This window comes from Kluyvera sp. NPDC087067 (assembly GCF_044745165.1).
Classification (GTDB): domain Bacteria; phylum Pseudomonadota; class Gammaproteobacteria; order Enterobacterales; family Enterobacteriaceae; genus Kluyvera.
This window is the reverse complement of record NZ_JBIUZS010000003.1, coordinates 32,661-49,172: the sequence shown is the minus strand read 5'-3', so window position 1 is coordinate 49,172 and position 16,512 is coordinate 32,661. Positions and strand designations below refer to the sequence as shown.

Annotated in this window: 13 protein-coding genes; 2 read left to right on the top strand and 11 right to left on the bottom strand. The window is 53.8% G+C overall.

The window, feature by feature from the left end; all coding sequences use genetic code 11:
- Nucleotides 1-5: 5 nt before the first annotated feature.
- The 8 genes from nuoH to lrhA all read right to left on the bottom strand — a co-directional run bounded on the left by nuoH (nt 6) and on the right by lrhA (nt 10,337).
- The gene (gene nuoH, locus ACIPDS_RS09060) at nt 6-983 is read right to left on the bottom strand and encodes an NADH-quinone oxidoreductase subunit NuoH (RefSeq protein ID WP_166516137.1); all 978 of its coding nucleotides are present in this window, start codon (nt 981-983) and stop codon (nt 6-8) included.
- A complete protein-coding gene (gene nuoG / locus ACIPDS_RS09055) occupies nt 980-3,706 on the bottom strand; it encodes an NADH-quinone oxidoreductase subunit NuoG (protein ID WP_400734804.1) in 2,727 nt (908 codons plus the stop codon). Before nuoG ends, nuoH begins: the two co-directional genes overlap by 4 nt.
- Nucleotides 3,707-3,895: 189 nt before the next feature.
- Nucleotides 3,896-5,233 carry an NADH-quinone oxidoreductase subunit NuoF gene (gene nuoF, locus ACIPDS_RS09050; protein WP_166516135.1) on the bottom strand — a complete coding sequence of 446 codons (1,338 nt, stop codon included), beginning with the start codon at nt 5,231-5,233 and terminating at the stop codon, nt 3,896-3,898.
- Nucleotides 5,233-5,733 carry an NADH-quinone oxidoreductase subunit NuoE gene (gene nuoE / locus ACIPDS_RS09045; RefSeq protein ID WP_166516134.1) on the bottom strand — a complete coding sequence of 167 codons (501 nt, stop codon included), beginning with the start codon at nt 5,731-5,733 and terminating at the stop codon, nt 5,233-5,235. The genes nuoF and nuoE overlap by 1 nt, the downstream gene beginning before the upstream one ends.
- Before the next feature lie 2 nt (nt 5,734-5,735).
- Nucleotides 5,736-7,541, bottom strand: a complete 1,806-nt coding sequence (nuoC, locus tag ACIPDS_RS09040) for an NADH-quinone oxidoreductase subunit C/D (RefSeq protein WP_400734801.1) — start codon at nt 7,539-7,541, stop codon at nt 5,736-5,738.
- Between the two features lie 92 nt (nt 7,542-7,633).
- Nucleotides 7,634-8,308 carry an NADH-quinone oxidoreductase subunit NuoB gene (gene nuoB / locus ACIPDS_RS09035; RefSeq protein WP_062772606.1) on the bottom strand — a complete coding sequence of 225 codons (675 nt, stop codon included), beginning with the start codon at nt 8,306-8,308 and terminating at the stop codon, nt 7,634-7,636.
- Nucleotides 8,309-8,323: 15 nt separating this feature from the next.
- Complete coding sequence (nuoA, locus tag ACIPDS_RS09030) at nt 8,324-8,770, bottom strand: NADH-quinone oxidoreductase subunit NuoA (protein ID WP_166516132.1); 447 nt, start codon at nt 8,768-8,770, stop codon at nt 8,324-8,326.
- Between the two features lie 625 nt (nt 8,771-9,395).
- Nucleotides 9,396-10,337 carry a transcriptional regulator LrhA gene (lrhA, locus tag ACIPDS_RS09025; protein ID WP_400734798.1) on the bottom strand — a complete coding sequence of 314 codons (942 nt, stop codon included), beginning with the start codon at nt 10,335-10,337 and terminating at the stop codon, nt 9,396-9,398.
- A 905-nt stretch (nt 10,338-11,242) separates the two neighbouring features.
- On the opposite strand from lrhA, the gene alaA reads away from it, so the two are divergent.
- Both alaA and yfbR read left to right on the top strand, forming a co-directional pair.
- The gene (gene alaA, locus ACIPDS_RS09020) at nt 11,243-12,460 is read left to right on the top strand and encodes an alanine transaminase AlaA (protein WP_153742455.1); all 1,218 of its coding nucleotides are present in this window, start codon (nt 11,243-11,245) and stop codon (nt 12,458-12,460) included.
- An 84-nt stretch (nt 12,461-12,544) separates the two neighbouring features.
- Nucleotides 12,545-13,150: a 5'-deoxynucleotidase gene (yfbR, locus tag ACIPDS_RS09015; RefSeq protein ID WP_166516130.1), complete on the top strand. Its 606-nt coding sequence runs from the start codon at nt 12,545-12,547 to the stop codon at nt 13,148-13,150.
- A gap of 243 nt (nt 13,151-13,393) precedes the next feature.
- On the opposite strand, the gene ACIPDS_RS09010 is transcribed toward yfbR, so the two are convergent.
- The 3 genes from ACIPDS_RS09010 to ACIPDS_RS09000 form a co-directional block, all read right to left on the bottom strand.
- Nucleotides 13,394-15,226 carry an SLC13 family permease gene (locus tag ACIPDS_RS09010; protein WP_400734795.1) on the bottom strand — a complete coding sequence of 611 codons (1,833 nt, stop codon included), beginning with the start codon at nt 15,224-15,226 and terminating at the stop codon, nt 13,394-13,396.
- A gap of 101 nt (nt 15,227-15,327) precedes the next feature.
- Nucleotides 15,328-15,999, bottom strand: a complete 672-nt coding sequence (locus tag ACIPDS_RS09005; RefSeq protein WP_400734793.1) for a sugar phosphatase — start codon at nt 15,997-15,999, stop codon at nt 15,328-15,330.
- Nucleotides 15,999-16,493 (bottom strand): YfbU family protein, encoded by a 495-nt coding sequence (locus ACIPDS_RS09000; protein ID WP_400734791.1) that lies wholly within the window; start codon nt 16,491-16,493, stop codon nt 15,999-16,001. The genes ACIPDS_RS09005 and ACIPDS_RS09000 overlap by 1 nt, the downstream gene beginning before the upstream one ends.
- Nucleotides 16,494-16,512: the final 19 nt, after the last annotated feature.

Below are 16,512 nucleotides of genomic sequence, written 5' to 3'. Positions count from 1 at the left end.
GCCCCTTATGGCTGCTGCCAGAGAATGACAGCCGCCGTTACCAGCAAGTTGATTAGCGTCAGCGGCAGGCATACTTTCCAGCCAAACGACATTACCTGGTCATAACGCGGACGCGGTAATGAGGCGCGAATCAAAATGAACATCATCATGAAAAACGCGGTTTTCAGCGCGAACCAGATGAATGGCGGTAAGAACGGGCCTTGCCAGCCACCGAAGAACAAGGTCACTATCAGCGCCGACACGGTAACGATACCGATGTATTCGCCGACGAAGAACAGACCGAACTTCATGCCGGAGTATTCAATGTGGTAACCGTCCGCCAGTTCCTGCTCGGCTTCCGGTTGGTCAAACGGGTGACGGTGACATACCGCCACGCCCGCAATCGCAAAGGTCACGAAGCCAAAGAACTGAGGGATAACGTTCCACAGATGTGCCTGGTTGTTGACGATGTCGGTCATGTTAAATGAACCGGCCTGCGCCACCACGCCCATCAGGGAAAGCCCGAGGAACACTTCGTAGCTCAGGGTCTGTGCAGACGCACGCATCGCCCCCAGCAGGGAGTATTTGTTGTTGCTAGACCAGCCAGCAAACAGCACTGCGTATACCGCGAGGCCTGCCATCATCAGGAAGAACAGGATCCCGATGTTAAGGTCAGCAACCACCCAGCTTGGGCTAACCGGCACAATCGCAAAGGCCAGCAGCAGCGAGGTGAAGGCGATAACCGGCGCCAACGTAAAGATCATGCGGTCCGAGAATCTCGGCACCCAGTCCTCTTTAAAGAACATTTTGATCATGTCGGCAACCAGCTGGAGCGAACCGCCCCAGCCGACGCGGTTTGGCCCGTAGCGGTTCTGGAACAGACCCAGAAGGCGACGTTCGCCGAAGCTCATGAACGCCCCGCAGGTCACGACCACCAGCAGGATGACCACGGCTTTGATGATGCTAATCAGGATCTCAATCAGATCCGGCGTTAACCAACTCATTGCTGTGCCTCCTGCAGATTTTCAAGACGCGCACCCGCCAGCACCGGCGCAATACCCGGCATGCCCATTGGCAAACCAACCTGCCCTGCCACCAGCCCGCTGGAAATCACCAGCGGCAGCGTGACAGTCTGACCGTCGTAGCTAAACGCCATCGTCGCACCCGCATTCACGCCAAGCGCCGCGGCGTCCGCCGGGTTGAGCTTGAGGTAAGGCTGCGGCATACGGGTCTGGAACACCGGCGCGCGCTGTGACATTTCGTCGCTACCAAACAGATGGTAGTACGGGGCCACACGCCATTTTCCGGCTTCAGCCTGGAAGCTTTCCGGCACGGTGGTGAAGTAATCCAGACCGTTGTCAGAGGCTTCAATCAGACGTACGCCCGGATCGCCGTGACGCAGTTTGCCGCCCACTTCAGCCTGGAACTTGTTCCATGCCTGCGGGGAGTTCCAGCCCGGCGCCCATGCGAATGGGATCTGCGAGCGTGGTGCTTCTGGCTGGTTGTTCCCTTCCATCGAGAAGGCGAACATGGTGTCTTTATCCTGCGGCTGACGCGGTTCATGAACGCTGAGATTCGCGCGCATTGCCGTACGGCCACTGTAACGGTGCGGTTCACGCGCCAGTTTCTGACCACGAATACGGAACGACGCATCCGGCGCAGCATCTTTGATACCTGCCAGCTGCGGCAGTGCCGCAACGGCGGCGTCAATCACGTGATCAAGCTGGGTCCAGTCAACCTGACGGCTTTCCAGCGTGCTGTGCAGCGAATGCAGCCAGCGCCAGCTTTCCAGCATCACGGTTTTGCTGTCGTAGTAGCTTGGGTCATACACCTGGAAGAAGCGCTGTGCGCGGCCTTCGTTGTTAATGACCGTACCGTCGCTTTCCGCAAAACTTGCCGCCGACAGCACCAGATGAGCGTGATCCATAATGGCCGTGCGCTGATGGTCAATGACCATCACCAGCGGCGCTTTGTCCAGCGCAGCATTGACGCGGCTGGCAGAAGCATGACGGTGCAGATCGTTTTCCAGCACGATAACCGCATCTGCGGCACCGCTTTCCAGCTCAATGAGCGCTTCATCAAGTGAACCGCCGCCAATCATGCCAAGACCGACGCTGTTTACCGCGCGAGCAATCATCGTCACGCCGACATCGCTGCCGCGCGCTTTCAGCGCTTTCGCCACGTTAGCCGCCGCCTGAATCACGTCAGCGCTTCCGGCGTTGGTGCCGGAAATAATCAGCGGTTTCTTCGCCCCGGACAGCGCCTGGACAATAACGTCGATTTTGCCCTGCAGGTCGCGGTCAATACCGTCAACCGCCGGTGCGTTGTTATCCAGCGCATGGGCAATCGCAAAGCCTAAACGCGCCTGATCTTCTACCGGTGCGCGGTAGGTCCACGCGGCGATATCGTCCAGACGGGTGTCATCGACGTTGGTGACAAACAGCGGATGTTTCGCACGCTGACCGATGTTGAGGATCGCCGCAATCTGCCAGTCAGCCACTTTCTGGGCTGCGGCCATTTCGCGCGCTTTACCTTTCACCGCCTGACGAACCGCCAGCGCCACGCGCGCGCCGGTCTGGGTAATGTCTTCACCCAATACCAGTACCGCGTCGTAAGATTCAATATCACGCAGCGCAGGGGTATGAATTCCGCCTTCACGCAGCACTTTCAGCGCCAGTTGCAGACGTTCCTGCTCGCCTTTGGCGATACCGGTATAGAAGTTATCCGCACCGACTAATTCACGCAGCGCGAAGTTGCTTTCTACGCTGGCGCGCGGGGAGCCGATACCAATCACTTTCTTCGACTGACGCAGAATGTCCGCCGCGCCCTGCATTGCCTGTTCGGCGTTGAGGGTGATGAGATCGTTGCCACGACGCTGCACCGGCTGGCGTGGACGGTCTTTCAGGTTCACATAGCCATAGCCGAAACGACCACGGTCGCAGAGGAAGTAGTGGTTAACGGTACCGTTGTAACGGTTTTCGATACGACGCAGTTCGCCGTAGCGCTCGCCCGGGCTGGTGTTACAGCCGATGGAACACTGCTGGCAGATGCTTGGCGCAAACTGCATGTCCCACTTACGGTTATAGCGCTCAGAGTGCGTTTTGTCGGTAAAGACGCCGGTCGGGCAGATTTCTACCAGGTTACCGGAGAATTCGCTTTCAAGCGTACCGTCTTCCGGGCGACCGAAGTAGACGTTATCGTGCGCGCCGTACACACCCAAATCGGTGCCGTCCGCGTAGTCTTTGTAATAACGCACGCAGCGGTAGCAGGCGATGCAGCGGTTCATTTCGTGAGAGATGAACGGCCCCAGGTCCTGGTTGCGGTGGGTACGTTTAGTAAAGCGATAGCGACGGAAGCTATGGCCGGTCATCACGGTCATATCCTGAAGGTGGCAGTTACCGCCCTCTTCACAAACCGGGCAGTCGTGCGGGTGGTTGGTCATTAACCACTCCACCACGCTTTCACGGAACTGCTTCGCTTCTGCGTCGTCGATTGAAATAAAAGTGCCATCGGTTGCCGGGGTCATGCAGGACATGACCAGGCGACCACGCGTGTCTTCCGCGTTTTGATATTGCTTCACCGCACACTGGCGGCAAGCACCGACGCTGCCTAGCGCCGGGTGCCAGCAAAAGTACGGAATATCAAGGCCCATAGTCAGACATGCCTGTAACAGGTTGTCTGCACCATTCACCTCGTATTCTTTGCCGTCTACATGAATCGTAGCCATTAGCGTGCTTCCAGTTGGCTCAGTCGAAACCGAGTATTAATCAAAATTCGTTCCCCTCACCCCGGCCCTCTCCCCAAAGGGGCGAGGGAGAAAACCAGATCCGGTTCATCCTTTAAGGACGAGAGAGAAAACCATCTCCGGCTCGTCCCCTCTCCCCTCAGGGGAGAGAGTTAGGGTGAGGAGTGAAAATCACCAGCGCGTCTTAAGCAGGTTCGGCTGAATCCCATGAATAGCCTGGGTATTGCTGAACTGTTGCTTAATGCCTGCCTCGAATTCTTCGCGGAAGTATTTAATTGCGCTCTGCAGCGGTTCAACCGCGCCGGGCGCATGCGCGCAGAAGGTTTTCCCTGGGCCTAAGAATCGACACAGTTGCTCAAGTGTCTCGATATCGCCAGGCTGGCCTTCCCCTTTTTCCAGGGCGCGCAGAATTTTCACGCTCCACGGCAGACCGTCGCGGCACGGTGTACACCAGCCGCAGGACTCGCGGGCGAAGAACTCTTCCAGGTTACGCACCAGCGGCACCATGCCGATCTCATGATCGACGGCCATTGCCAGCGCGGTGCCCAGACGGCTACCCGCTTTACCGATGCTTTCAAATTCCATTGGCAGGTCAAGGTGCGCTTCGGTGAGGAAGTCAGTTCCCGCACCGCCCGGCTGCCAGGCCTTGAATTTCAGGCCATCACGCATGCCGCCAGCATAGTCTTCGAGGATTTCACGGGCGGTAGTGCCAAACGGCAGCTCCCACAGGCCCGGATTTTTCACGCGACCCGAGAAGCCCATCAGCTTAGTACCGGCATCTTTACTGGTAGAGATGTTCTGATACCACTCAACGCCGTTGGCCAGAATCGCCGGAACGTTACACAGGGTTTCAACGTTGTTAACGCAGGTCGGCTTGCCCCACACGCCCGAGCTTGCCGGGAACGGCGGCTTGGAACGCGGGTTGGCACGACGGCCTTCCAGGGAGTTAATCAGCGCGGTTTCTTCACCGCAGATATAGCGCCCGGCCCCGGTGTGCACGAACAGTTCGAAATCGAATCCGCTGCCCATGATGTTTTTGCCAAGCAGGCCTGCTTCGGTCGCTTCGGCAATCGCGCGGCGCAGATGCACCGCGGCTTCAATGTATTCACCGCGCAGGAAGATGTAACCACGGTACGCTTTCAGCGCAAACGCGGAGATCAGCATGCCTTCCACCAGCAGGTGCGGCAGCTGTTCCATCAGCAAACGGTCTTTGTAGGTGCCCGGCTCCATTTCATCGGCGTTACACAGCAGGTAACGGATGTTCATGGATTCGTCTTTTGGCATCAGGCTCCACTTTAAACCGGTGGAAAAGCCTGCGCCGCCGCGCCCTTTCAGGCCAGCGTCTTTTACCTGGTTGACGATTTCATCCGGTGCCAGACCGGTCAGCGCTTTACGCGCACCTTCATAGCCGTTTTTGCTACGGTATTCGTCCAGCCATACCGGCTGTTTGTCATCGCGCAGACGCCATGTCAGCGGATGCGTTTCGGGTGTACGAACAACGGTTTTCATTATTTGTACCGCTCCAGTAGCTCAGGAATGCCTTCCGGGGTCAGATGCGCGTGAGTATCCTCATCGATCATCATGCTCGGCCCTTTATCGCAGTTCCCCAGACAGCAGGTCGGCAGCAGCGTAAAGCGACCATCGAAAGTCGTCTGCCCCGGTTTGATGTCCAGTTTTTTCTCCAGCGCCGCCTGAATGCCCTGGTAGCCGTTGATGTGGCACACGACGCTATCGCAGTAGCGGATCACGTGACGGCCAACCGGCTGGCGGAAGATCTGGCTGTAGAAAGTCGCCACGCCTTCAACATCGCTTGCGGGAATATCCAGTACGCTTGCTATCGCATGGATAGCGCCGTCCGGCACCCAGCCGCGCTGCTTCTGAACGATCTTCAGCGCTTCAATGGACGCCGCACGCGGATCTTCATAGTGGTGCTTCTCGTGCTCAATGGCTTCACGCTCTACCGCACTCAGCTCAAAGGCCTCGGATTGGGATTGTTGGTTCTCGTGCATAATTAGCGGTCCACGTCTGACATAACAAAATCGATACTACCCAAGTGAACGATCAAGTCGGACACCAAGCTACCGCGCACCGCCGCCGGGATCTGCTGCAAATGCGCATAGCTCGGGGTACGGATACGGGTACGATAGCTCATGGTGCTGCCGTCGCTGGTCAGGTAGTAACTGTTAATACCCTTAGTTGCTTCCACCATCTGGAAGGATTCTTGCGCCGGCATAACCGGGCCCCAGGAAACCTGCAGGAAGTGGGTAATTAGGGTTTCGATATGCTGCAGCGTGCGCTCTTTCGGCGGCGGCGTGGTCAGCGGGTGATCCGCTTTGAACGGGCCTTCCGGCATGTTCTTGAGACATTGCTCAAGGATGCGCAGGCTCTGACGCAGCTCTTCCACTTTCAACATCACGCGGATATAGCAGTCGGATACACCGCCGCCAACCGGGACTTCAAAGTCGAAGTTTTCGTAGCCAGAATATGGACGTGATTTACGCACGTCGAAATCAATGCCGGTGGCGCGCAGCGCAGCACCGGTGCAGCCCCATTCCAGCGCTTCTTTCTTGCCGTAAGCGGCAACGCCTTTGGAACGACCAATCAGGATGGTGTTACGCAGTGCGGCTTTCTCGTAAGAGTCCAGACGTTTTGGCATCCAGTCGAGGAAGTCACGCAGCAGTTTATCCCAGCCGCGCGGCAGGTCGTGTGCAACACCGCCGATACGGAACCAGGCCGGGTGCATACGGAAGCCGGTGATCGCTTCTACCACGTCATAGACTTTCTGACGGTCGGTGAAGGCAAAGAACACCGGCGTCATCGCGCCGACGTCCTGAATAAACGTCGAGATGTACAGCAGGTGGCTGTTGATACGGAACAGTTCGGAGAGCATCACGCGGATCACGTCAACGCGCGCCGGTACGGTGATGCCAGCCAGTTTTTCAACGGCCAGCACGTACGGCATTTCGTTCACGCAGCCGCCGAGGTATTCGATACGGTCGGTATACGGAATGTAGCTGTGCCAGGACTGGCGCTCGCCCATCTTCTCAGCGCCACGGTGGTGGTAGCCGATATCCGGTACGCAATCGACAATCTCTTCGCCGTCAAGCTGAAGGACAATACGGAAAGCACCGTGTGAGGACGGGTGGTTCGGGCCGAGGTTGAGGAACATGAAGTCCTCGTTTTCGGTGCTACGCTTCATGCCCCAGTCTTCCGGCTTGAAGGTCAGCGCTTCCATCTCCAGATCCTGTTTGGCTTTGGTCAGCTCAAACGGGTCGAATTCGGTGGCGCGCGCCGGGTAGTCTTTACGCAGCGGGTGGCCTTCCCAGGTCGGCGGCATCAACAGACGCGTCAGGTGCGGGTGGCCATTAAAGGTAATGCCAAACATCTCCCAGGTTTCACGCTCATACCAGTTAGCGTTCGGGAAAAGTTTGGTGATTGTCGGCACATTCAGGTCGTTTTCAGACAACGCCACCTTGAGCATAATATCGCGATTGCGGTCTATTGAGATCAGGTGGTAGAAAACGGAAAAATCCGCGGCCGGTAAACCGTCGCGGTGTGTGCGTAGGCGTTCGTCCATGCCGTGCAGGTCGAACATCATGACGTAAGGTTTCGGCAGTTTCTTCAGGAAATCGATAATTTCCAGCAGTTGTTCGCGCTTAACCCAAACGACAGGTACCCCGGTGCGGGTGGCCTGAATGGAAAATGCATCCGGCCCAAAACGGTTGCGCATCTCGCCGATGACCGGATCATCAAGATGATCGCGGGTTTGCCATGCGGCGACTTCTGGCGCAGTTAAATCGGTCATATTGTTCACCATTGCAAAAGTTCGTGGTGACTGCCGGGCGTGGCTTCGCGCTGTTGTATATTGATTTGCGAATTTAAAAAGGTGCCACCGCCCGCAGGCGCAAATTAAATCTCGTCCGGGGAGCGGAGATTCGTCACAGCAATGCGTTCGCCGCGTTTACGCTCGCGTTCCGACTGCATATTGGCGCGATAAACGCCCTGATCGCCAACCACCCACGAGAGAGGACGGCGCTCTTTACCAATCGATTCTTGCAGCAGCATCAGCGCCTGCATGTAGGCTTCCGGGCGCGGTGGGCAGCCAGGAATATACACATCGACCGGGATAAACTTATCGACACCCTGCACCACGGAGTAGATATCGTACATGCCGCCGGAGTTTGCACAGGCGCCCATGGAGATAACCCACTTCGGTTCCAGCATTTGATCGTAAAGACGCTGAATAACCGGTGCCATTTTGGTAAAGCAGGTACCGGCGACAACCATCAGGTCAGCCTGACGCGGTGACGCACGCAGTACTTCTGCACCAAAACGCGCAACGTCATGCACGGCCGTGAATGACGTCACCATTTCAACGTAGCAGCAAGAAAGGCCGAAGTTGTAAGGCCAGATTGAGTTCTTACGACCCCAGTTGACCATGTCATGCATCGCGTGTTCGAGTTTCCCCATGTACACGCTTTTGTTCACTTCTTGCTCCAGGGGATCGGTCACAATCTCCTGTTTTTGCAGGGGGTAACGGTCGTTCTCACCGTTAGGATCTATGCGGGTGAGCGTATAATCCATCTTATTGCCTCGCTTTTACTGCGTATTACGGTTAGTGACGCTGTCGGTTTCTGGATTTACCAGCGTGCGGCGAGAACGCGCAGGCGTCCAATCAAGCGCGCCAATACGTACGAGGTAAACCAGGCCGGCCAGCAGCACAAATATGAAAATCGCGGCCTCAATAAAGCCAACCCAACCGCTTTCGCGAATGGAGGTTGACCAGGCATACAGATAGAGCGCTTCGACGTCGAAGATGACAAAGAACATAGCCACCAGATAGAACTTCGCGGACAGGCGCAAACGCGCGGTGCCAACGGAGTCGATACCCGACTCAAACGGAGTGTTTTTGCTTCTGGCGCGCGCGCGACCACCAAGGTACCAGCCGCCGATTAACATCATGCAGCAAAGGCCAATGGCAATGATCAGAAATATAGCGAATGCCCAATGATGAGCGATGATTTCAGTGGATGTTGACATACGCAAAGCTTTACCAAATAGGTAGCATGACCACCACTGCTCTTACCGGCAGATGGACGCTACATGATTCATGGGGAGGATTAAAAAACCTACAAACAGCCCAATTCAAAACATAGACCGCAAAATATGGAGGTTTTTTACTCCTTTCTATAACCTTTTGTCAACTTTAACAAAAGTTTCCTCACATTAATTTACATCAAAAGCATTTCATTAACATTACGTGCCCTTTGATTCATTTTGCTTCAGCAGACCTTACGGATTGCCTGTTGTTGAATCGTGTCCGTTTTGTAGCAATGACAAGAATTACCCCGCTATTTTGACAGGAATTTCTAATGATTCCTCCCCCTATTGAGGGGTATTTTCTTGATCTAAGACACGCTTTTGTTAATTCGACCAGTAAAACGGCAACAATCTATCCGTTTTTTTAACATTAGCAGGAGATATGATGTCATGTTTGATGATAAGCCATTTACAGAGAGTAATAATTGTAATTACATGATTATTATCACATTCCAGGATTTGATTTTTCAGATAGGTTCTACAAGTGTGAAAAAAGAACCGCAAACTGAGTTTTATTCGTCTACGGTTCTTTTTTGAAGTTACATTTTGTTACTACATTTCAACGGAGATGTTAATCCATATCCCTCTCATGAATAAGGGAATTATCTCCCTCTTCAGAGGTATATGCCCCCGCCTGCGGCCAGGGATCGTTACGCTGCACCTGAGACTGGAAAATCATCTGCGCCAGTTCATTTTCATTGTGTGGATTGTAGGTCAGCATGTATTCCGTTTCCGGTAATTCTGGCATTCCCTCAGCTTTCCCGAGCGCTCTGAGATCGGGGCTCATCATTTCAACCGGGCGCGCGGTGACGCCAAGCCCCGCTTTAACCGCCGCACGAACGGCTGACAGCGTCGAAGCAACATAGGCCAAACGCCATGGCATTCCCGCCGCATCCAGCGTTTTTATGATGGTGTCGCGGAATGGGCTAGGATCGTCGAGCAGAACCAACGGCACCGGTTCTTCCGCGCGCATTGAAAATTCAGCGGCACAGTACCAAAGCGTAGGTGACGCACGCAGTAGCGTCGATTCAAAACCTTCCAGCGGATGGGTGGTGAGGGCCAGATCGACCTCCCCGCTTTTCAGCATACCGGCCATCACACTATGACGTTTCACCCGAACATCAAGCGCCAGCTTAGGGTACGACGAGCTGACGCGATTTAATAAGAACGGCAAAATAGTGTCCGCTGATTCATCGGATGAGCCCAGCGTTAACTGCCCCTGTAGAGAGTTGAACATGAGGGAAGTACAGGCTTCATCATTAAATCGCAGGATTTTTCGCGCATAGCCAAGCAGCTGAATACCGTGTTCAGTCAGAAGCTTATTACGCCCATGACGGGCAAAAAGCTCTTTACCCACCAGCTGCTCCAGACGCTGCATTTGCTGACTCACCGCAGATTGCGTGCGGCACACCGCGGAGGCGGCGGCGGCAAAGGTGCTCAGGTCAGCAACAGCAACAAAAGTTCTCAGCAGATCGAGATCAAGATTTAGAATCGGACGATTGGCATTTATCATATAAATCCACTTACAGGTACGAATAAGACCTGACGTATTGATGCTGCACTCTAAAATTTCAGGCTAATCCTTTAAATCATCGTTCCCCAGTGAGGGAGTGAATGATGAGCTGATGAGTGTCAGTATTAAAATTGTCTGTTACTTCAAAGAGCAACAGTTCCCTTTGCAATATATCCTTTAACCCGAAGGCTATTTATCTGGTTCTCTCTCGGCAGTCTGCTGCGTAAGAAGTTGTAGGTTGTAATGCTGCTTTAATGCACCAGGAGGAAAGCCGTATTTTAAATTAATGCAATAAATAGACAAAAATCATCAAGTTAACTCAGACGCATTGATAATCATCAACAAAAATCGGAAGCAAAACTTGCATCTGCCTTCGCATATTAACCGAAAACCATTAACTTTATAAGCTTAATTAAGATCTATCTCAAGCGCACTGAAAGCTTCAGATTTCAACCAATTTAGGTAGCCTCACGATGCTTTGAAATACCTTTTCAAAATATAAAGAAATATTAATATATATTGAGGCCTGAGATTAACAACACTTTCACAAGGCGAGTATTAGTCCTAATACTTATTAGCCTGAATATAAATAAAGATATAAATAGGTAAAGTTAGTTAATGTATTTATGCCTATCAGTCCCTAAGGTAAACCATTTTCTTTTTGCTCAGTCAAAAAAACCATAAGTTTAGTTAATGATAGTGAATTGAGCTGCATAATTCCGAAGTCGCAATAGATATCATAGAAATCATCGGATGAAAGCAGTAAAAAAGAATGCTCCATCAATAAAAGCTGAACAAAATCTTCTACTGTTAACCCTTCAAAACTACGGGGATGCGGAGTACATTGTTCCGTGCTGACTTCCACGGCAGGGAGTGGCAATCACAGCTAAAAAGGTCAAAGATTCATGTCACCCATCGAAAAATCCAGCAAGTTAGACAACGTTTGTTACGACATTCGCGGCCCGGTACTCAAAGAGGCCAAACGCCTTGAAGAAGAAGGCAACAAGGTTCTTAAACTCAATATCGGTAACCCCGCGCCATTTGGGTTCGATGCGCCGGATGAGATTCTGGTTGATGTGATTCGTAACCTGCCAACCGCGCAGGGTTACTGCGATTCCAAAGGTCTGTACTCTGCGCGTAAAGCCATCATGCAGCACTATCAGGCTCGCGGTATGCGCGATGTGACGGTCGAAGATATCTACATCGGCAATGGTGTTTCTGAGCTTATTGTGCAAGCGATGCAGGCGCTATTGAACAGCGGTGACGAGATGCTGGTGCCAGCACCTGACTACCCGTTGTGGACAGCGGCCGTGTCGTTATCCAGCGGAAAAGCGGTGCATTATCTGTGTGACGAGTCGGCTGACTGGTTCCCTGACCTTGACGATATCCGTGCCAAAATTACGCCACGCACCCGTGGCATCGTCATTATTAACCCGAACAACCCAACCGGCGCGGTTTACTCAAAAGAGCTGCTGCAGGAAATTGTCGAGATCGCCCGCGAGCATAACCTGATAATCTTCGCCGATGAAATCTACGACAAGATCCTCTACGACGAAGCCCAGCACCATTCAATCGCCGCCCTGGCGCCGGATCTGCTGACGGTTACCTTTAACGGTTTGTCCAAAACTTACCGCGTGGCGGGTTTCCGCCAGGGGTGGATGGTATTAAATGGGCCGAAGAAGCACGCCAAAGGCTATATCGAAGGGCTGGAGATGCTTGCGTCCATGCGACTTTGTGCCAACGTTCCGGCACAGCACGCAATTCAGACCGCGCTGGGCGGCTATCAGAGCATCAGCGAGTTTATCGCTCCCGGCGGACGTTTATACGAGCAGCGTAACCGCGCGTGGGAGTTAATTAACGAGATCCCTGGCGTCTCCTGCATGAAGCCGAAAGGCGCGCTGTATATGTTCCCGAAAATCGATGCCAAGCGCTTTAACATTCATGATGACCAGCGCATGGTGCTGGATTTCCTGTTACAGGAAAAAGTGCTGCTGGTGCAGGGAACCGCTTTTAACTGGCCGTGGCCGGATCACGTTCGTATCGTGACGCTGCCGCGTGAAGACGATCTGGAAATGGCGATCACCCGTTTTGGCCGTTTCCTGTCGGGCTATCGTCAGCTGTAATCCCCTTCTCGCCGCCGGAAATTTGCATCCGGCGGCTTTCTCAGCGCACAATGCCTTTACTGAAGTCACCGAGTAAGGGATGTTATGAGTCAGAATCAGAGTCATTTTTTTGCCCACCTCTCCCGCCTGAAGTTAATCAATCGCTGGCCGCTGATGCGCAATGTGCGCACGGAAAACGTCTCTGAGCACAGTTTACAGGTTGCCATGGTCGCCCACGCCCTCGCGGCGATTAAGAATCGGAAATTTAACGGTCAGGTCAACGCCGAACGTATTGCGCTGCTGGCGATGTATCACGACGCCTCGGAAGTATTAACAGGCGATCTTCCAACCCCGGTAAAATATTTCAATTCGCAAATTGCGCAGGAATACAAAGCGATTGAGAAAATCGCGCAGCAGAAACTGCTCGATATGGTGCCAGAAGAGCTGCACGACATCTTCGCGCCGCTCATTGACGAACATCAGAGTAGCGATGAAGAGAAAGCGATTGTGAAGCAGGCTGATGCGCTATGCGCTTATCTGAAGTGCCTGGAAGAGCTATCGGCCGGTAATAATGAGTTTCTGCTGGCAAAAGGCCGCCTTGAAAAGACGCTGGCCTCACGTCGCAGCGATGAGATGGACTATTTTATGGCGATGTTTGTCCCAAGCTTCCATCTTTCGCTCGATGAAATAAGTCAGGACTCACCGCTTTAGTCCCTTCCTTCTACACATTCCGGGGTCCGGCACCGAGCCGCCCCGGAGTCGGTGCATTCGCACCTCGTCCGGGCTACAAAACCGCACCGCGCACAGAAAATGTAGCCCGGCCAAGCGCAGCGCCGCCGGGATGGCACCGCGCCGCCCCAGAGTCGGTGCGTTCGCACCTCGCCCGGGCCACAAAACCGCACCGCGCACAGAAAATGTAGCCCGGCCAAGCGCAGCGCCGCCGGGAACGTGCTATCAGAATGGGAACAGAATTGGGATCAGCACCACGCAGACAATCATCACCAGCACCGTAAACGGCACGCCAATTTTGAGGAAATCACTGAAGGTGTATTTACCAGGCCCTAACACCAGCGTATTCACCGGGGAGGAAACCGGCGTCATAAACGCCGCTGAAGCCGCCATTGCCACAACCATGGCAAACGGATAAGGCGACACGCCCATCGTTTTCGCCGCCGCGAGTGCAATTGGCGCCATTAATACCGCCGTGGCGGTGTTGGAGATAAACAGCCCAATGGCCGCACACATCACGAACAGACAGCCCAGCATCAAATATGGTCCCTGCCCGCCGCCGATATCCATCAAACCTTTCACAATAAGATCCACGCCGCCGGTTTTCTGCAAAGCCAGCGCGAACGGCATCATCCCGACAATCAAAATAATGCTCGGCCAGTGAATCGATTTATAGGCGCTCTGCGCATCGATGCAGCGGAATTTCCCCATCAGCAGGCACGAGATTATCGCGGCAATGGGGTTTGGGATTTCATCGGTGAGCATCAGCGCCACCATCAGTACCAGACAGAAAATAGCATGCGGAGCCTGGCTGTGCGCCGGTGACGCATCGCTGACTTCAACCGGCAGATTGAGCACCACGAAATCTCGCCCTTTTTGCGCCAGCTGGCTTATCAATTTCCAGTTGCCGACCACCAGCACAATATCGCCAAGTTGCAGAGGTTCATCGACCACCGACCCGTCTACCGCCTGACCATTACGCTTCATGCCCACAATATTGAGGCCGTAACGGGTACGAAAGCCCATTTCACGGACGGTTTTACCCAGCAGTTCGGAATCAGGGATAAGCGATACTTCCGCCATACCCACATCCAGCGCCTGGTCTGAGAAATATTCCCCGCGCAGAACCATCGGCTCAAGCATCTGCTCCGTGCAGAATTGGCGCAAATCTATCTCAGCCGCCGACATATCAATCAGCAGCACGTCGCGGGCACGGAATTCGGATACCCCGTTAACATTCACAATCACCCGACGAAAACGACGCCAGCGCTCGACGCCAATAATGTTGGCACCGTAACGTTCACGCAATTTCATGTCGTCAAGACGTTGGCCTATCATCGGCGAGCCGGGGCGGATAGCCAGGCGGCGTGCGCGTCCGGTCAGGCGATACTCTTTAATCAGATCGCGAAAGGTGCTGCGTTTGCGGCCGTCGCGCTGTTGATTTTCGTCATCGCCATTAAGCATAAATCGTGTCAACAGCATATAGATGATGCCGAGCACCAGAACGACCAGACCAATCGGCGTGACGCTAAAGAAACCAAAGCCGTCTAGCCCTTCGCGGAGCAATTCACTATTGATAACCAGATTTGGCGGCGTGGCGACTAATGTCATCATGCCGCTGATAAGCCCGGCGAAGCTTAGCGGCATCATCAGGCGCGAGGGGGAGATATTCATGCGTGTCGAGACGCTTAACACCACCGGGATAAAGATAGCCACCACCCCGGTTGAACTCATAAAGGCACCGAGTCCGGCGACGGTCAGCATCAGGAACACCAGCATTTTGATTTCGCTGTTGCCCGCGACCTGCACCAGCCAGGAACCCATTTTGGTGGCGACGCCGGTGCGAACCAGACCATCGCCAATAATAAACAGTGCGGCAATCAAGATAACGTTGGGATCGCTAAAACCGGAAAACGCTTCGCTTAACGTCAGCGTGCCGCTCAGGACAAATGCCACAATAATGCCCAATGCGATAGCATCCATGCGTACCTTGCCGGTGGCAAACAGCACCACCGCAATCGCTAATAAACAGAGCACCCAAATCAATTCACCGTTCACAGTACATCCTTGTCATCAAATAAGCGGTAACATCATCAACTATAAGGCGTTAATCATATTGACAGAAAAAAGCCCCAACGATGTGGGGCTAAATCATAAGATCATGCATTCTGCGTAACGTTTACCTGGTTATCCGGTAATTTTTCGACGCGCAGCGCATCGAGGGTCGAGAGAACAAAATCGACCTCCAACAGCTCCGGCGTTTCTGCCGGTACATTGACAGCCGCGACCAGACATCCCGCAGCGATTCCTGCCTGGATGCCAGCCTGAGCATCTTCAACCACCAGACACATTTGCGGTGGCAGCCCCAGAAGCTCGGCACCTAATAAATAGGCATCCGGCTGCGGTTTGCCGTGTTTAACCTGTTCGGCGGTGACAAACACTTCAGGCGTCGGCAGACCTGCCGCCCGATGGCGCGCGTGAGCCACCGGAATTGACCCTGAGGTCACAATGGCCCAGGGGATCGCGTTAGCCTCTAAGTGCTCCAGCAATTCAATGGCCCCCGGCAGCGCGCGAATCCCGTCCAAATCGGTAGCTTCAATATGCTCAAGACGCAGAAACTCAGCCTGGATCTCCGCTTCCGATTTATCCGGCATAAAGTGGCGCAAGGTGGTGATAGCCTGCTTACCGTGAATAAAATCCAGCACCGCATCCGGGTCAACGCCATAGCTTTTAGCCCAGCATCGCCAGGAGCGTTCGACCACGGGCAGCGAATCCACCAGCGTACCGTCTAAATCAAACAGGAAACCTTTGCACAGCACGGCCGCCTCCATTACGCGTTGATAATCTGGTTAATTTCGTTGCTGCTCAGGTGGTATTGGCGCGGGCAGCCGTGCCAGACATTCAGCATGCGCTGATATTTATCCCACATTGGCGTTTGGGCGTTGAAACCGTGAGTACCGGCGTCGAAGTGGGTATAGCGGCCTTCAACATTCACCATAAAGCGAACGTAGCCGAGGAAGCGCGCTTCCGTGGCGGCATCAAAGCCGAGGAAGGTGACGCGTCGCTCGTCAATGGCGGCGGCGTCTTTCAGATTGGTCCACGATACGTGCAGCGCATGGTACATCTCCATGATGTCGATGACGATACGACAGGTCTCTTCTTTGAGCTCGCCAAACTCGCGGTCCAGCTCACGCATCTGTAAACCATAACCACGTTCAATAATTGTTTGCAGGCGGCGATAGCGCTCAGCGTTGTCGGGATCAAGCATTGTCATCATTTTGTACTGATTGGACAAAATCAGACGTTGTGCATGGGTCATTTCCATTCTTCGACTCCTGTTGCGC

Bases quoted from the DNA above. Each gene is read 5' to 3' on its own strand.
- nuoH (WP_166516137.1), bottom strand. From the start codon at position 983: ATGAGTTGGTTAACGCCGGATCTGATTGAGATCCTGATTAGCATCATC.
- nuoG (WP_400734804.1), bottom strand. From the start codon at position 3,706: ATGGCTACGATTCATGTAGACGGCAAAGAATACGAGGTGAATGGTGCA.
- nuoF (WP_166516135.1), bottom strand. From the start codon at position 5,233: ATGAAAACCGTTGTTCGTACACCCGAAACGCATCCGCTGACATGGCGT.
- nuoE (WP_166516134.1), bottom strand. From the start codon at position 5,733: ATGCACGAGAACCAACAATCCCAATCCGAGGCCTTTGAGCTGAGTGCG.
- nuoC (WP_400734801.1), bottom strand. From the start codon at position 7,541: ATGGTGAACAATATGACCGATTTAACTGCGCCAGAAGTCGCCGCATGG.
- nuoB (WP_062772606.1), bottom strand. From the start codon at position 8,308: ATGGATTATACGCTCACCCGCATAGATCCTAACGGTGAGAACGACCGT.
- lrhA (WP_400734798.1), bottom strand. From the start codon at position 10,337: ATGATAAATGCCAATCGTCCGATTCTAAATCTTGATCTCGATCTGCTG.
- alaA (WP_153742455.1), top strand. From the start codon at position 11,243: ATGTCACCCATCGAAAAATCCAGCAAGTTAGACAACGTTTGTTACGAC.
- yfbR (WP_166516130.1), top strand. From the start codon at position 12,545: ATGAGTCAGAATCAGAGTCATTTTTTTGCCCACCTCTCCCGCCTGAAG.
- ACIPDS_RS09005 (WP_400734793.1), bottom strand. From the start codon at position 15,999: ATGGAGGCGGCCGTGCTGTGCAAAGGTTTCCTGTTTGATTTAGACGGT.
- ACIPDS_RS09000 (WP_400734791.1), bottom strand. From the start codon at position 16,493: ATGGAAATGACCCATGCACAACGTCTGATTTTGTCCAATCAGTACAAA.